The sequence below is a fragment of the Parabacteroides sp. AF19-14 genome (assembly GCF_003635485.1).
Lineage (GTDB): Bacteria > Bacteroidota > Bacteroidia > Bacteroidales > Tannerellaceae > Parabacteroides > Parabacteroides distasonis.
The window spans coordinates 260,214-277,042 of record NZ_QTMJ01000006.1; the positions used below are offsets into that span (position 1 = coordinate 260,214).

The following is a 16,829-nucleotide window of genomic DNA, read 5'->3' on the forward strand; positions in this document are numbered from 1 at the left end:
AGTAATGATTCTATGCGAGATAGAAAAATTCTCGAACAATTTGTAAGAAAGATTTGTTTTTCTATAGAAAGAATAAATCTGGTCTTCCTGTAAATTTGGGACCGGATTTCTTCTTTTTGTGTGATTATAATTACAAAAAGTTTACGAACTTTGTGACAAAGTATCAAATCACTAATCATAAAACCCGTTTTGCGTATGTTTCAAAATCCTGAGCAAGTGCTATTAATAGCTTCTGTGATCCTGTTTTTAAGTATATTCGCCGGTAAGGCCGGTTATCGTTTCGGCTTACCCGCTTTGTTGTTGTTCCTTGGTGTGGGAATGTTGTTTGGCAGCGATGGTCTGGGCATCCAGTTCAGCGATCCGAATGTGGCCCAGTTTATCGGCATGTTGGCGTTGAGTATCATCTTGTTCTCGGGTGGTATGGATACGAAAGTTGCGGAGGTCAAACCTATCGCCTCGCAAGGTGTGGTATTGGCTACGCTCGGGGTGCTGGCCACGACTTTTATCACGGGCGGGTTTATCTATTGGTTATTTGGTTTATTTGGCAAATATGTTACGTTGACTTTCCCGGAATCTTTATTGCTGGCGGCGGTCATGTCCTCTACGGACTCAGCCTCGGTTTTCTCCATCTTGCGCAGTAAAGGGGTTTATTTGAAAGAGCGTCTGCGTCCTACCTTGGAACTGGAGAGTGGTAGTAATGACCCGATGGCTTATATGCTTACCTTGCTTCTGATCGCTTACATACAAAGTGGAGGTATGAATATTTGGGAGGCCGGGCTATCCTTGGTCATTCAATTATCGGTGGGAGCTATCGCCGGTTTCTTATTGGGGAGACTGGCTGTGTTGATTATCAATAAGATCGATATAGATAACGAGTCTTTGTATCCGATCCTTTTATTGGCTACGGCTTTCTTCACCTTCGCCGCTACGACCTTATGTAAGGGTAATGGCTATTTAGCGGTTTATATCGCTGGTTTGGTGGTTGGTAACGCTAAGATTGTTCACAAGAAAAGTATGGGGACGTTCTTTGACGGTTTCGCTTGGTTGTGGCAGATCGTGATGTTCCTTACGTTAGGCTTGCTAGTGAACCCGCATGAGTTATTACCGGTGACGGGTGTAGGTGTTATGGTGGGAGTCTTTATGATCTTGATCGCCCGTCCGATTAGCGTGTTCCTTTGCTTGATACCTTATAAGAATTTCTCCTTCAAAGGTAAACTGTATATCTCATGGGTGGGATTACGCGGGGCGGTTCCTATTATTTTCGCTACTTACCCGATGATCGCCGGGATCGAGCATGCCGGTATGTTCTTTAATATCGTATTCTTTATCACGATTCTTTCTTTGCTGATTCAAGGAACCACGGTTACTCAAGCCGCAAAATGGCTGGATATGGTGGATGAGCCGGAACGAAAGGATGAGTTTGGCATCGAGCTTCCCGAGGAGATCAAGAGCGCTATGAGCGAGATCGATATTACCCCGGCGGTATTATCCCATGGAAATAAATTGATGCAGCTGACTTTACCCGATCATACCTTGGCGGTAATGGTGAAACGGGAAGGCCGCTATTTTATCCCGAAAGGAAATACGGAATTAAAGGAGAATGATAAGTTGTTAATGATTTCCGATAATGATGAGGCGCTTTTGCAGGCGTATGATTCCTTGGGGGTGAAGGATTATACGATGAAGAAGAATTGAAATAATGTGCCAATGCGAATACTCTTTGTGTAGAATAAGCATTGGCACATTATTTTATCGTACCGGGAACTCGGTTATACGTAAAGTGGTACAGCCATAAGGAATTAACTCGATCGTCTCTTCATCACCCATCGGTTCGTCGGCTTGCATGAAGAAATTTACGGGGCCGGCGGAACCTTTGAACATTTTCCATGAAGGTAAGATCCGTCCCTTTGTTTTGATCGTGATAGGGGCATTCTCTAGGTTCCATGGGTAAGGGGCGATGTTCTCTGCCTTTCTAACGACGAAATTTTTCTCTAGTTCTTCTTCTTTCAGATATTTGCGAATCAGGGAATAATTCCATGGTGAAGTAGAGGTGACCTCATAATACCATTCTCCTTTATGTGAAGACTCCGGGCGTTGATCAACCTTGCGTTCCCATTTCTCATCCATCTTTAGGGAATACAATAATGGGCCTCGTTCGATAACAACCGCATCGTCATACCAATTGCTTGTGGATATACGCATGGGTAGCTCTAGCTGGATATGATCGCCATCTTTCCATTCCCGGTTGATTCGTACGATTTCGCCAGAGTGAGCTGCGATAGAGACAGCCTCGCCATTTATCGTAATCACGGGATTATTACACCAAACAGGAATACGCAAGTGAAAAGGGAAAAAGGCTTTCTTGTCTTTCTTGCTAGGGAACGATAAATTGAAATCGATCTTTTCTTCAAAGGGATAATTGGTCTTCTCTGCGATTTTAACCGTGATGTCGTTTCCCACTTGGACAGTCACTTCCGATGGTGCGTAGATAAGTGAAGCGATGCCATTATCGGCGGTGGCAAACCATAGATGTCGTGTGAATTTAGGCCAACCTTGATGTAGATTGGAGGTACAACAAGGATAACCGCTCAATTCTCCGAAAACAATGTCTGTGTCCTCGTGTGGTGAGACAAAGTTACGTCCTTCGCAAGTGATCGCTACTTGATTGACTTGCTGATAATATTGTCGTGCGGAAAAGTCATCCTTGATCTGTGTTGGCAGTACATTGTATGCGACTTTCTCTAAATGATCAGCCCACTGGACATCTCCGGTTATCTCTAACATTTTCTCGAGAGAGAACATCATCTCGACAGCGGTACAGAGTTCCGATCCTTGTGTCGGGTTACCGAAACGTAAAAGTTCATCTCCCGCCCATAATCCTGTAGGAAAACCAATCGTATGGCGCATTTTCCGTACAGCTTCCTTAACCGCTTCCAGATTTTGAGGATTATGGCTCTGTTGGTAATAAATGACAGGTTCCTTGAATCCTTGGGCGAGATTTACACAATGCAGGCTGTTTTGCCGGGCTAAATGATCTTGGTTCAAGAACACGTCGGTCCAATTGAAGGTTTGCTTATGGATTAACTCTCCTAACTCCAGAAGGAAAGGATCACCCGTGATATTATAAAGCCAATATACGACCATCAGATTATCCCCTCCTCGTTGTTCAGCCCAGAAAGTCCATTTTCCCAAAGGACTTTTAGGTAGTTCAGAAAGCTGGTATTTGAAATAATTAGTGAGGAACGAGATAACTCTTTGATCGTTGGTAGCGGAATAATATTGTTGCAGAACTTTGAGCATAACCATTTTGGGCCACCAATCTTGTGCGTTATCCCGTTGTAAGCCGGGTTCATAGTCTCTGTCTGTATCTGGCCCGAAATATCCGTTAGGCTTTTGAGAGGCCAATGTCCATTCAACCCAAGGCTTTACTTTTTGGATCAGGGCCTCATCATTCATGATGTAAGCCAAAGGTAGTAAGCCATCTATCCAGTATGGGCCTCGTTCCCATACGTCTCCATCTCCGCCTAACCAACCGTTACGCGGTCCCATTACTTTCGTATAGATAGAATCCAGATGGCCGGTCATTCCCGTACACATTCGTTCCATTTGGATTTTTAGCCAACCTGCAGGTTTAACATCCCCAATAGGCAACTCTATATAAGGCTTAGAGGCTAATGGATAACGATTGTTCGGGTAATTAATGTTGATAGAACCTTCATTTCCCGGCAAAGTGGCAGAAAAGGAGGTAATTGAGATTAGGCTTGATAATGTTATCGTTAATAAATACTTCATTTTGATGCTTTTTTAGTTATTCGTTATAGGGGATCCATACCCTCATTTTTCCTGCTTTACGGTTATCCCACGCGTAATAGGGAATAAAGGTAGCAGATTGTGCCCTACCGTTTGTTTTAATTGTTTTTATCCCATTCAATATATCGGAAGCGAAGGCTGTCTGGAATGTTGTACTTGGGCTCAGCTGTATTTGATCGAAATATACCGGGTTGTCTATTTCTTCCATGCAGTATACAAGTGGCCCTCGTTGAATCGCCCGTTTGCCGAAATTTTCCTTGGCATGCGGATCTGCCGCGACAATTTCCACGGGCATATCCATATCTAGAGCGATTACATCTTGTGATTTCCAATCCTTGATTACCGCATAGCCTTTTTCCTCAGACACGTTTATTCTCTTACCATTGATACTTAAATCATAGGTTTTGCACCAATTCGGAATGCGGAGGCGTATCTCTTTCTCCAAAGGCTGAGACGTAGAAATTGTTAGTTTTACCGATCCATCCCACGGATAGTCCGTTTCTTGTGTTAATAGGATATCAGTCTCTCCTATCCGTATTTGCCCCGTATTTCCGATATATAGATTTACCCATAACGCATCATCGGAGGAGGCGTAGATATAATTTCCGATAGAAGGCAAGAAGCGTGAAAGCTGACTTGGGCAACAAGCGCAACCATACCATTCTTGTCTATGGTGATCACCCTTAGATTCCAGCGGATTGACATAGAAGAAACGGTCTCCACCCAAGGAGATACCGGCAAGCGCACCGTTATATAAAGAACGTTCCAGTACGTCGATGTATTTAGAGTCTCCGGTAAGTTGGTTCATACGTTGGTTCCAAAGCACCATTCCGACAGAAGCGCAAGTCTCGCAATAAGCATCTAGGTTCGGTAAATCGTAATCCTCCGTAAACCCTTCGTTATCCCGGGATGAACCGATTCCCCCGGTGATATACATATTGCGGTGTACCACATCATCCCATAGACGATCTATGGCGGCTATATATCCCGTATCATTCTTCAAGGCAGCCACATCAGCCATACCGCAATACAAATACATACATCGTACCGCATGCCCGGAGATATCGGTAAGTCGCCGGACGGGAACGATATCTTGATAGTAAACCGGGTCCCATTTACCTTCATCACCCATAGTGCCGTGACCGTGTCCACGTTCCTCCAGCAGCCAATAAGCGAAATCCAGATATTTCTGCTCTTGGGTGGTTTGATAAAGCTTGACAAGCGCCAGTTCTATTTCCTCATGTCCCGGTACCCAATGTCTTTTTCCCGGACCGAATTGGCTCATCATATGATCTGTCATGCGGATACATACGTCTAATAACTTGCGCTTTCCAGTAGCTTGATAATACGCCACTCCAGCCTCAATCATATGTCCGGCACAGTACATCTCATGTTTGTCCATATTGGTCCACCGTTTATCCAATCCGGTGAGTGTATAGAAGGTATTGATGTAGCCATCTGGTTGTTGGGCGGCAGCGAATTTATCAATCCATTCGTCCGCCTTCTTCTCCAGCTCGGGATCCGGATTGTTGATCAGGCTATAAGCCATACCTTCTAACGCTTTATATACATCGGAATCATCAAAGAAAATGCCGGAATGCTCTCCTTCCCCTTTCGCTGCATTCTCGAAATTACGGATACGCCCGGTTTGATTCTCTATTTGATCGATACAGACAGGCAAGGTCGCCGAGACATGTTTACTGAGTCTGGGTGACCAAAAGTTATCATTGATTTTCACATGAGAGAAATCGATCTGCTCGATCATTTTCAAAGGCTGTTCCTTTATATCTTCTTTAGAGGTCTGGCACCCTTGCAAAAGAAAGGCAGACGCAGCGAGTAAAAGGTATTGCTTCATATAGCTTTAGAAATTGAGATTAAAGGAGGGTATGTCAATATAGAGACATACCCTCTATGTTATTATTGATAATTCGGATTTTGTTCCAGATTCGGATTGGTATCTACTACTTTTTGAGGTAAGGGAAATACCGTTTTATAATCTCCATTCGGCTCATGAGATAACCATTTAGCTTTTGTGAAATGACCGAAACGTATCATATCTCTCCGGCGATAAGATTCTCCAGCGAATTCCCAACCTAGTTCATCATAGAAACGTCCGAATTTTTCCGGATAAACTTGATTTTGCGAAGTTAATACATAGTTTTCTACCGTACCGTATTTATAACAGGATTTTTCTTGTAATTGCGCTCCTGAGACAATTGCTTTTTCAGGATGTTCTTTAAAAGCTCTTTTTCTGACCATACTTACAATAGACGCTGCTTGATCTGCTTTCCCAGTACGTAAAAGGCATTCTGCTTTCATCATATGGACTTGCGTAAGTCTGAATAAGACCAAATCATTATTTAGTTCACTTCTGGCTCCCATCTCAACCTCATATTTTAACCAGCGATATCCTTCTGCCTCACCAGTGAAAATTCCGTTGGGCATTTTGTTGACGAAGATAAGCGGTTGTCCCATTAAGTCATAAGAGCCTGTGAGAGGTGTCCGGTCAGATGCGTATTGGGGACCTCCTAGCCAAGTCGCATTTAAACGTTCGTCATCTGGATCATAGGTGTCGATGAATTGAGGTATTCCTTTATAGGCCCCAGCTCCCCAAGGGCTTCCAACTAGATCATACGTTTTTTGGTTTGCTCCGTGTAAGGCGGCTAAATGATAGTTAAATCCAGTGGCAAATATTTCATCATAAGGAATGACTAATATATTTTCTAATGAGTTTTCATTGTGTGCCTTAAATGGATCGCTATAATTAATGTCTAAACTATATTTTCCGGAATTAATAATATCATCACACTCTTGAATACAAGCATTCCATTGGGGATCACCTGTATATACTTCTGCGTTCAAATATACGTTAGCGAGGAGGGCTTTAGCTCCCCATAATGTGAATCTTCCATAATTAGATTCATTTTTCTCTGTTGGGAGATCGCTGAAAGACTCTTTTAGTTCTTTGACTATAAAATCATAAAGATCCTTCCGGGATGTTTTTACAGGTAATTCTGAGGTGGGTTCCGTGACTAAAGGAGCATCTCCAAAATTATCCATGATGTACCAGTAATAGAAAGCACGTAATGCTCGAGATTCAGCGATCATGGCAGCCTTGTTTTCATTAGCGGCAAAAGGAAAATCATCTTGGTTGATAATGCTGATAGCCCGGTTTGCCAAGATAATTCCGGAATAGCAAACTTCCCATAAACGATTCACTTGTAATTGTTCGGAGTTCCATGAATGTTGATGCATTCTACGAAATACACCTCCATCATCCCAACCGGAACCATTAGCGGGGAACACTGCGGCATCGGTACATATTTCTTGACTCAGCATTGGAGCTTGTCCGGAACCGCAATATCCCCAATCTTGAAGATTGGTATAAGCGGCACCAACCACTTTAGTTGCGTCTCCAGCTTCATATTTATAACTATCTTCAGTAATGTCAGAGAAGATTTCTTCGGTTAGGTCTGTGCAGGAAATAAAGTTCAATGAACAGCAACCTAATAATAAAATATTTATATGTTTTTTAATTGTATTCATGAGTTTATTTATTTTAAAAAGTAAACATTGCGCCTAAAGTAAAGGAACGTGTAGAAGGGTAACGGCCTAATTCATCACATCCGGGATTAAGTCCTTGCGTATTAACCTCAGGGTCTAATCCACTGTATTCTGTAAATGTGAATAGGTTATTACCGGTTGCGTATATACGTATCCTTTTTAAATAATCATTCTTAAGTTTTAAGGTATAACCAATGGTGATATTATCAATTTTCCAAAAGTTTCCTCTTTCGATGAAATAGCTAACATATTGAAGTTCCTGTTGGTCGTTTAGTACAGTCTTTCCGTACTTCGGTTCATAAGCTGTGGCAAGCAAATTTCCCCGGGTCAAGTTTACAGGACATTCATAAAACATGCGGGGGTAGTTGAGGATGTCATAGTCGAATGCACCTCGCATAGTTATACCTAAGTCGAAATTTTTGAAGGTAAAACTGTTATCCCAGCTTAATAGGTGTTTGGGCAGGCCATTTCCAATAATTTTTTTATCTTCTGCTTGTTGCTCTGAGATCGGTTTTGGATTACCGTTTTTATCTTCAATAATCCAACGTCCTTCGTTATCTATATCAATAGTTTTAAAACCGTAGAAATTACCAACCTCACCCCCTTCAAATATTCGATGGGTATATTGTTGGATAGGTTCGCCAGTCCAGCCATCTTCTATATAACCGGATTTTAATTGGAATTCCTCGTTTGATAGGGCAACCAACTTATTTTTGTTGGTCGAATAATTAAAGCTAGTTGTCCATGAGAATTCTTTTGTTTGTACTGGGATTGCACTGAGGTGTATCTCTAGTCCTTTATTTTGCATAGTTCCTGCGTTTGCGAGGATTTCCTGATATAAATAAGGAGGAGTGGCTACTTGATAGTTCCATAGCATATCTTTTGTCGTGCGTTTATAAAGGTCTATAGATCCACTGATACGGTTATCAAGAACGCCGAAGTCTACTCCTAAGTTCCACTCTTCTTTTTTTTCCCAACGCAGGTTTGGATTTGCGTTACTTGAAGGTTTTAATGAAGGAAGCCAGCCAGAACCAGTATAGAGATTCTTATCGCTGGTCAAGCGGCTTAATGACATATATGGATCTTCAGGAATTGAACCCGTTACACCAAAACCTAAACGAGCTTTCAAGCTACTGATAAAACGTAAGGAGCTCATGAATTCCTCATTATGTATATTCCAACCTACGGATACAGCCGGAAAATTTCCCCATTTATAATTAGCTCCGAATTGTGTAGCTCCTTCATGACGGATACTGACAGATGCTAAATAACGATCATTGAAACTATAGTTGATACGAGCAAATACACCGATTAACTTAGACTTGTTTTTTTCAGACTTTTCCTCAACTTCTCCTCTTTTTAAGGCAGCTCCAGCGCCCATATTATTATAGCTATATTGATCGGATGGAAAATCCCAGTTTTGCATCCAATAATTTTCATAGGTATTGTCTTGATAAGAATAACCCGCTAAACCAGTAAGATTATGAGCACCAAAATTATTTTTGTATTGGGCTGTGATCTCTAACAGATTATCGATAGAAGCTGTTGTTCCACGAGAAGCAAACCCGTTTTTGCCATTGCGGACAGTTGATATGTGTTTTTTAGTTTCAGCATATCCGCGGGTTTGATTATAAGAGGTTCTCGACACTAATGCTTTTACGAAAAATTCATCCATGGGAGTCAATGTAACGGTTCCGAATGTACGTAATTGGGTACTTTTATTCTCGCCATTACTTTCATATAGCGCAGCTACCGGATTCATATATCCGTTCATTGTCGGATGTTCAATCCAGTTTCCGTTATCGTCTTTCGGACGTTCAGTTGGAATATTGATTAACGCATTTCGGTAAATTTCCCCATTGAAGCTTTTGCCATCTCCTAAGGCTGTATATCTTTGTTCTTTACCCATGATGTTTAAATTAAACTTTAATAAGTTATCCCACATAGAGTGGTTGATTTCCAATCGTGTGGTTAATACTCTATTGTCTGAGCGTTTGATAATGCCTTGGCCAGACTTATAGTTTATGTTTGCGATATAATTAGAGTTGCGATTACCTCCGCGTAGACTGGCATTAGTTACGTAAGAAATAGGAGTCCTTAATATCTGGTCTAGCCAATCTGTGTCGTAACCATAATCAATAGCGCCGGGTTTCCCTTGTTTTACTAATTGACGGTATTGATTGGCATCCATCATATCTAATCTTTTTTTGATTTGCTGGGTAGTGACATAAGCTTGAATATCAATAGTTACAGGTATCTCTCCTTTCACTTTTTTTGTGGTGATGAAAATAACACCATTATTTCCTCTGGTTCCATAAATGGCGGCGGCTGAGCCGTCTTTTATAACATCTATGCTTTCGATATCTTCTGGTGCAACAGTGCTCATATCACCCGGAACTCCATCGACAATAACTAATGGCACCCGGTCTCCTTTTAGTGAGCCGATACCACGCAATACAATTTGGGATGAAGACGTCGGATCACCATTTGGCATGACAATGCCAAGTCCCGCAACCTTTCCTTGAAGCAACTGGGCTGCGTCTTGCACTGAACCTTGAATGAATGTTTCACTTTTTATGCTGGAAATAGATGAAGTTAATTCCCCTTTTTTCTGTGTACCGTAGCCAACCACTACCACCTCGTCTAATTGTTGCGTATCTTCTACTAAACGGATATTGATTTGTTGTTTCCCATTTACAGGAACATCTTGTGTCAAATATCCGATATAGGAAATCTGCAAGATGGCAGAAACAGGAACATCTAACGTATAATTACCATCTATATCTGTAATAGTTCCGTTAGTTGTTCCTTTTATAACGACGTTAGCACCGATAATAGGTTCTCCGGATTTATCTGTAATTGTTCCTGAGACCTTATTGTTATCCTGTTGTTGTTCTGCTTTTTCATCTTTCTTCATCAACATGATATTACTGCCTTCAATCGCATATCCAATATTCGTGTTTCTGAAAATTTGTGACAAAACATCCATTACCGTTTGGTCTTGAGCGTGTACGGATGCTTTACGGTTTAAGTCGATTTCATTTGTATTATAAATGAATAAATAATCAGTTTGCTGTTCTATCTGTTCTAAAATTGAATGCGTAGATTCATTATTAGCATTGATATTGATGCGCATCGTTTGTGAATGTACGGATGCGAGTAAGCTGAAACTGAATACAAATAATGCAATGAATGTTAATCTCATTATTCGAAATGTTTTGTCTTCTGTGTTAAAAGGGGACATAAAATGCCCGTTACAAATTTTTTTCATACATTTGTAATGTCTTATTTGTTAGTACTAAATGAATTTATTTTCGCAAGTCTGGTACTGACTTACGGAAGGGGGATGTTGCAGCATCTCCCTTTTTGTGTAATTTGTGCTGTTAATTGTTTGTTATGTTTTCATTCTCTATATTCTGTATTTAAAAGGTTAACGACTAAATATTTATTTTATCACGATTAGATTCGTCTCTTCATTTTTTGTATAAGTGAATTTATGTTTTAATTGTAATACTTTCAATACATGGTCAATTCCGTCTTTGATACGGAATTTGCCGGAATAACGGTATTGAAGTAAGGATGGTCGTTGAACATCAATTTTAATATCATAATAAAGCTGTAACTTTTCTATTAAACTTTGGATCGACTCGTCTTCGAAACAGAATAATCCCTCTTTCCATTTAAAGTAGTTGTAGTCAGGAATATGGGATGTATTTAATCCTTCCTGACTTGCGATCGCCATCTCGTTCGGCTTTAGGCGTAATCTTTTCGGCATAGTTAAGGAAGATATTTCTACGCTGCCATTTAATAATGCTGTCTCAAATAAAGGACTGTTGTGATATGCCTTAACATTAAATTCGGTACCCAATACATGAATTGCGTATTTTTCGGTTTGTACGGTAAAAGGACGTTTTTTGTCATGATGTACAGAAAAATACCCTTCTCCGTTAAGTTCTACGTTCCGTTTATTTGTGCCGAATTTATTAGGAAATTTCAATGTCGAGCGAGAGTTGAGCCAAACATGTGTCCCGTCCGCTAAAGTTAACTCAGCTCGCTGACCTGTGGGTACATGGATGGTTTGTATTTGTATATCCTCTACCTTTTGTTCTACGAATTGTTTAGTAACAAAGATTCCAATTAAAAAGATCGCTGCTATTTTTAGTGTTTCGATTGCGATACGTCGAATTGTTGGAATGAATTTTTTATGAAGTGTTTTTTGCTCTGTATCCGTATGCCAAAGTGAAATATCATATAATTTACGTAAAGCCAGAAATTCACGCATGTTATCAGGACTTTCGTCCAGCCATGACACTACTTTCAGTCTCTCTTCTTCGGAAACCTTACCTCTTATGTACCGTTGTAGTAATTGCTCCATGAATGTCTGTTAATTTATTTTCTATTATAAAAACAACGCTGTGCGCTAAATCCCTAGTGGAAAAATGAAAAAAATTAAGAAAAAAGAAAATAAAATAAGGGTAGATAGTCTTTCAAGTTGATACGCAAAGCTTTTAAAGCCTTGGTTATGTGGTATTCTACACCTTTTATGGTGAGGTTTGTCTCATCCGCTATTTCTTTTACGGTTTTATTCTCGAAGCGGCTCATCTCGAATATTCGATGAGTTTGTTCTGGTAAGTTTTTTAAAGTTTTGTGGATGATCCTATTGACCTCATCAGAGAAGATCTCTTTCGGATCGCAAGCCTCGAGTGTGGAAATTCTAATGCTTAGTTCTCTATTTTTTATTTCCTCTAAATTTTCAATAGCGGCATCATGTATGGCTTTATGGCGTAAATAGTTAAGGGCTTTATTTTTCAAAATCGTGAGCAATAAGGCTTCTGTTATCTCGTTTTCTCCAGCAGAGACCAGTCGCCAATATTTTACAAGCGATTCAGCTACGATATCCTCAGCCACCATGTCATCATGTACATATGATTTGGTGAACAGGAATGACCGTCGGTAATTCCGTTCATAAATGATATTAAAATCGTCTCCTTTCATCTTCAATACAGATTTAGCGGTAAAAGTAGGAATTTTTGATAGAAAAATAGTTAAAGTAATCATACTTTCATTTTCCCCGCTTTCCGGTTATCTCAAGTATAATATGGGATGAAAGAAATTGATTGTTGTCCATTTATCGCATTGATAGTAAAAGGTTAGAGTGGAAAGAGGTCTTGAATACGGAATTCAGACTAAGTTCTATTTACTCAAAATAGTTGGGGTTATCTGTTTTAATTTTAGATCATTATGAGGCGGTGTCTATATGTGGAGACGGGGCATGCCCCGTCTCTCTCTAAATCCGTTGTTCCTTACCATTCACGATAAATCGCTTGATAGGTTGTTTTACCGGTCTTAATAGGTAACTCCAATCCTTTTCAGTTGTATCTAACGTGATTTCCAATCCATCTTCCAGTTGTTTTACTTTATAATTAATCTTATTATTTCCAACAGGAAGATCTTTCATTTCAATAAAGTCCCAATCTGATGGTAAATTAGGACTTAGGGTCAAGGTCTTTTTATAGGCTTCTGGTTGTATGCCATATATATAACGAATCAAAGGTGTTGCTATACCATAGATGGTCCATGCTTGAACAGGGCAGCCATAATCAGGCATCATCTCATTAATTGATCCCGGAAGTGTACGGCCAAATGTATCGACGATGCGATTGATATACCATAAAGCCTCATCTACACGTCCGTAAGCGCATTCGGCCATCGCTTGTACGCCTGTTGCGATAGTCATCATGCGATCTCTTTCGACTGCGGATAAATAAGGACCATATTCGCCGCAATGCTCTTTTCGTACTTTATCCAATTGCCGAATAGCTCTGTCTTCTGAGGCAATATGAGTTTCTATTGGAGTGCTTATTACCCAATTCTTGTTAGTTAACCATCCTTTCATAATACCAGTTGGATACGCTTCAAATTGTTTATACATATCCTCATACATTGCGATATGCTTTTTCTTGCTATCCTCATATTCCTGTAAGGAAACCTCGGCAACATCCCACCTGTATTCTGTATTACGAACCTGTTCGATAGCACCTTTAGTCGTTTCTAAGGCTTGCTCTCTCGTTCCATAAAAATCACAATAAATTTCTAAATCCTTATCCCAAAATAGGTCGTTTATCCTTTCTTTCAAATCGATTGCTTGCGAGGCGCACTCACTGGCAAATGCATCTTCTCCCATTATTAAGGCAATCTGCGACATAACTTCCAGTGCTTGCTGGGTATAAACAGAGACATCAATCAATTCCGCATTTAATCCTCTAACTTCCATGATTCCATACCCTTCGGGGAACATATTCTTGTTTGTATCCATATCTTTCAAAAGGAAGTTCAGACCTTTTTGCATATAAGGATACATATCTGCAAGGAATTTGTTATCACCAGTCCATTTATAAACATTCCATACAGCGATGACAAAATGAGCAGTCTCTTGAGTATTTCCTTTGTGGCTGACGAATGCGTTGAATGCCATTTCATGCAAAATACGGCCATTCCCATTGGCTTTCTCTGACATCTCTTTGATAACTCTCAATGTCTCTTTTGCTAATTTTTGGTCACCTGTAGCGACAAGGCCTTGTAATGAATAAGAATTATCACAACCGAATAACCATGGATATTCAATTGCGCCCGCTCCCAGAAAGCGTCCTACACCTTCCATATCTGCCGCAAGCCATTCCGTATTGATTTTGCACCAGTTATAAACCTCTTGTAACTTTTTATCTGGAATGTTAATCCGTCCTCTCTCTAATAGTTGGGTGTAATACATTTTTTTATCTTCCAACATTTCGGAATGGTTCGCTAAGATGTCTTTGTAACTTTTTAGGGCATCCTCCTCACTGTCTTTTGATCCTGCGATGACAAAAGAAAGTTTTTTCTCCTGATTCTTAGGAAGTGTAATCGTATAAGTAGAAGAGGCACTTTTACCCGTTCCTTGCGTATTTATATAAGTAGGAGTATCTAGTTGATAAATACTCGTATGTTGATCCGCTCCCCAAATCACGTTCCAGTTATTACCTAAATCTTTCGCTTTAAAAATGGCATCTTGGGCATCCCAGTTCACGACATCATTTGCGTCTTTTAACCCGATTGTCCCGGATGACCATACAGGCAACAAATCTGTTTTTGCGACAAAATCAAAAAGGACTGTTTGCTCTGAATCCGATACATTTTCGATGGTATAGGTAATAACAACACCATTTTTTCCTTGTGGACAAAATTGGAAACGATTGACACGGATACTATTATTAAATAAAGGAGCGTACTCAAATTTACTTCCAAAAGGATAATTCGTATATTGTATTGCGTTTTCCAACCAACAAGAATTACCTTTATTATCTGTCATTTTTACCCAAAAGCCATCTAATAGCTTGATCAAATGATTCCAAACTCCTCCCATCTCTCCGGGAGTATGTCCACCAAGATCAGGGAAGTTTCCATCTTGCGTACCTATTATGTAGGTTTTATCTCCTGCTGTCAGATAAGGATTTTTTTCTTGACCCGCTTGATTCGAGATTCCTTCCATGATTGTTTGTATCTCCTCATCTTGAGTGATACTTTCATTTGTTTGACAAGATATAAATCCCCCCAGTAAACAAATGCATAGATAAAGTGACTTTAGATATTGTGTCATATTCAAATCTTTTGTAGATAAAAGTGGAGGGGATATTATGATACCCCCTCACACTTACTATAATTAATATCCCGGATTCTGTGTCAATGTTGGTTTACCATCGACATAGCTTCTATCTATTTCAGTTAGAGGAATAGCGTAATAGCGATGGTTCTTATCAAAAACGGCTCCATTTAAATATTGGATATGTCTTTTTTCTCTTTCGACATATTTATTTAAAAAATCCTCAGCGATATCCCAACGTACCAAATCGAAGAAGAAATGACCTTCTAACGCAAGTTCCAAGCGTTCTTCAAATCGTACACGTTTTCGTAATACGTCTTTACTAAGTCCTGCCCATGAATCTTTATAGATATTCACTTTGTAATTGGCGGCAACTGGACCATTGCCAAAAGGCGCTTCATCTCCTAATCTCACGTAAGATCCGTCTTTTGCCCTTTGACGAATCATATTGACATATTCTTTTGCTTTCTCAGGGTTACCAACCTCTACCTCACATTCCGCAGCCCACAATAATACTTGAGCGTATCGAATAATATTGAAATTCATTGCGTTAAATTTTGCTGTATTGTCATAAGCGTATGTAGCAAGTTGGCTTTCTAATATAATCCATTTCTTTTGGTTATAAGGACCTGCGCTGACTTGATCCCTGATCCAAGCTTTTCCCGGGTGCAATCCCCAATCATGATATGGAATGCCTCTACGACCAACGACCCAGTCTAATCTCGGATCTACAGGGGTTTCCATATCTGGTTCCCATGCCTCGCTTGATTCGATATCTTGGTCGTTTTTGAATTCATGGTTAGCGTAAGTGTCAATCATGGGTAGGCCATTTTCGTCTACTTGATAGGCATTCACTAAGTCGAAAGTAGGTTGTTGGAATCCGGCTCCACTTAAGTTTGGTTGATCTGGAGCATTGGGATAAGATAAGTCGAAACCACGTTGGCTACGATCGTAACCAGCTCCCGCTACATTTACCGCTACCTGGTTAGACCATACCACTTCTGCGTTATTGTTTTGCTCCGCATTGAAGTTATCAAAATAATTGTCAAGTAACTTATATTTTCCGCTAGTGATGACTTCGTCTAATAAAACTTTTGCCTCGCTGTATTTTTGCTGGAATAAATAAGCCTTGGCCAAGAACGCTTTAGCGGCGTTTTTCGTAGGTCTTCCAGGCTCACTCTGATTATCCGGTAAAATTCCGGTAGCAAAAGAGAAGTCTTCTTCAATATTAGGCCAAATATCTTTGTCATTGGGAACCCTTCTTTGCGGATCTTCTACGTATTCATCAATATAAGGGACCATGTTCCAGATTTTTTTCGCTTCAAAATGATAATATCCTCTTAGGAAACGGGCTTCTGCTCTAATTTCCATTTCACTTTCTTCTGATAAGCCATCAATTTTATTATCATTCAGCATACGAAGTACGTCGTTGCAACGCTCAATAGCTCCATATACCAGTATCCATTTATCCCGGATACGACCATTTTCAGCAGTAGCGACATAACGCTCCATCTGTAGCAGTTCGCCTTGATCGCCGGTAGTACTTCCTTTATGGATATTTCCAGCGCACATATCTCCATAGAAGACATTATCCGGCCCACTTGTTATTCCCCAAACTCCGTTGATAAATCCGTTTAATGGACTATAGCAGGCAATAAGGAGTTTATTCACGGTACTTTCATCTGTTAATACAGACTCATTCAATTTGCCTAATGGTTGTTTATCCAAAAAATCAGAACAACCATTAAACAGGCTAACAGCCATCGTGACGGTTACCCATGTGAACGTTTTTTTCGCTATATGAAATAGATTTTTCATG

The 16,829-nt window shown here is 40.2% G+C and carries 9 protein-coding genes; 1 reads left to right on the forward strand and 8 read right to left on the reverse strand.

From position 1 onward, the window contains the following. Positions 1-195: 195 nt before the first annotated feature. Entirely contained in the window at positions 196-1,695 is a 1,500-nt protein-coding gene (locus DWX33_RS08700) for a potassium/proton antiporter (protein WP_005863241.1), read from the forward strand. 54 nt (positions 1,696-1,749) lie between these two features. On the opposite strand, the gene DWX33_RS08705 is transcribed toward DWX33_RS08700, so the two are convergent. The 8 genes from DWX33_RS08705 to DWX33_RS08740 all read right to left on the reverse strand — a co-directional run bounded on the left by DWX33_RS08705 (position 1,750) and on the right by DWX33_RS08740 (position 16,828). Then, a complete protein-coding gene (locus DWX33_RS08705) occupies positions 1,750-3,792 on the reverse strand; it encodes a beta-L-arabinofuranosidase domain-containing protein (RefSeq protein ID WP_122380215.1) in 2,043 nt (680 codons plus the stop codon). 16 nt (positions 3,793-3,808) lie between these two features. Further along, entirely contained in the window at positions 3,809-5,665 is a 1,857-nt protein-coding gene (locus DWX33_RS08710; RefSeq protein ID WP_122380216.1) for a glycoside hydrolase family 127 protein, read from the reverse strand. 62 nt (positions 5,666-5,727) lie between these two features. After that, the gene (locus DWX33_RS08715; protein ID WP_005863235.1) at positions 5,728-7,356 is read right to left on the reverse strand and encodes a RagB/SusD family nutrient uptake outer membrane protein; all 1,629 of its coding nucleotides are present in this window, start codon (positions 7,354-7,356) and stop codon (positions 5,728-5,730) included. Between the two features lie 13 nt (positions 7,357-7,369). Further along, complete coding sequence (locus DWX33_RS08720) at positions 7,370-10,579, reverse strand: TonB-dependent receptor (RefSeq protein ID WP_057326166.1); 3,210 nt, start codon at positions 10,577-10,579, stop codon at positions 7,370-7,372. Between the two features lie 240 nt (positions 10,580-10,819). Continuing rightward, a complete protein-coding gene (locus DWX33_RS08725; protein WP_008772924.1) occupies positions 10,820-11,749 on the reverse strand; it encodes a FecR family protein in 930 nt (309 codons plus the stop codon). A 74-nt stretch (positions 11,750-11,823) separates the two neighbouring features. Beyond that, positions 11,824-12,369, reverse strand: coding sequence for an RNA polymerase sigma-70 factor (locus tag DWX33_RS08730; RefSeq protein WP_005867296.1), 546 nt, complete (start codon positions 12,367-12,369; stop codon positions 11,824-11,826). Positions 12,370-12,661: 292 nt separating this feature from the next. Beyond that, positions 12,662-15,007 (reverse strand): amylo-alpha-1,6-glucosidase, encoded by a 2,346-nt coding sequence (locus DWX33_RS08735; RefSeq protein ID WP_122380217.1) that lies wholly within the window; start codon positions 15,005-15,007, stop codon positions 12,662-12,664. 63 nt (positions 15,008-15,070) lie between these two features. Further along, entirely contained in the window at positions 15,071-16,828 is a 1,758-nt protein-coding gene (locus DWX33_RS08740) for a RagB/SusD family nutrient uptake outer membrane protein (protein ID WP_122380218.1), read from the reverse strand. Position 16,829: the final 1 nt, after the last annotated feature.

What these genes read in the sequence shown, in the direction of transcription:
- DWX33_RS08735 (WP_122380217.1), bottom strand. Translation starts at nt 15,007, where the DNA reads ATGACACAATATCTAAAGTCACTTTATCTATGCATTTGTTTACTGGGG.
- DWX33_RS08720 (WP_057326166.1), bottom strand. Translation starts at nt 10,579, where the DNA reads ATGAGATTAACATTCATTGCATTATTTGTATTCAGTTTCAGCTTACTC.
- DWX33_RS08705 (WP_122380215.1), bottom strand. Translation starts at nt 3,792, where the DNA reads ATGAAGTATTTATTAACGATAACATTATCAAGCCTAATCTCAATTACC.
- DWX33_RS08715 (WP_005863235.1), bottom strand. Translation starts at nt 7,356, where the DNA reads ATGAATACAATTAAAAAACATATAAATATTTTATTATTAGGTTGCTGT.
- DWX33_RS08740 (WP_122380218.1), bottom strand. Translation starts at nt 16,828, where the DNA reads ATGAAAAATCTATTTCATATAGCGAAAAAAACGTTCACATGGGTAACC.
- DWX33_RS08710 (WP_122380216.1), bottom strand. Translation starts at nt 5,665, where the DNA reads ATGAAGCAATACCTTTTACTCGCTGCGTCTGCCTTTCTTTTGCAAGGG.
- DWX33_RS08700 (WP_005863241.1), top strand. Translation starts at nt 196, where the DNA reads ATGTTTCAAAATCCTGAGCAAGTGCTATTAATAGCTTCTGTGATCCTG.
- DWX33_RS08725 (WP_008772924.1), bottom strand. Translation starts at nt 11,749, where the DNA reads ATGGAGCAATTACTACAACGGTACATAAGAGGTAAGGTTTCCGAAGAA.
- DWX33_RS08730 (WP_005867296.1), bottom strand. Translation starts at nt 12,369, where the DNA reads ATGAAAGGAGACGATTTTAATATCATTTATGAACGGAATTACCGACGG.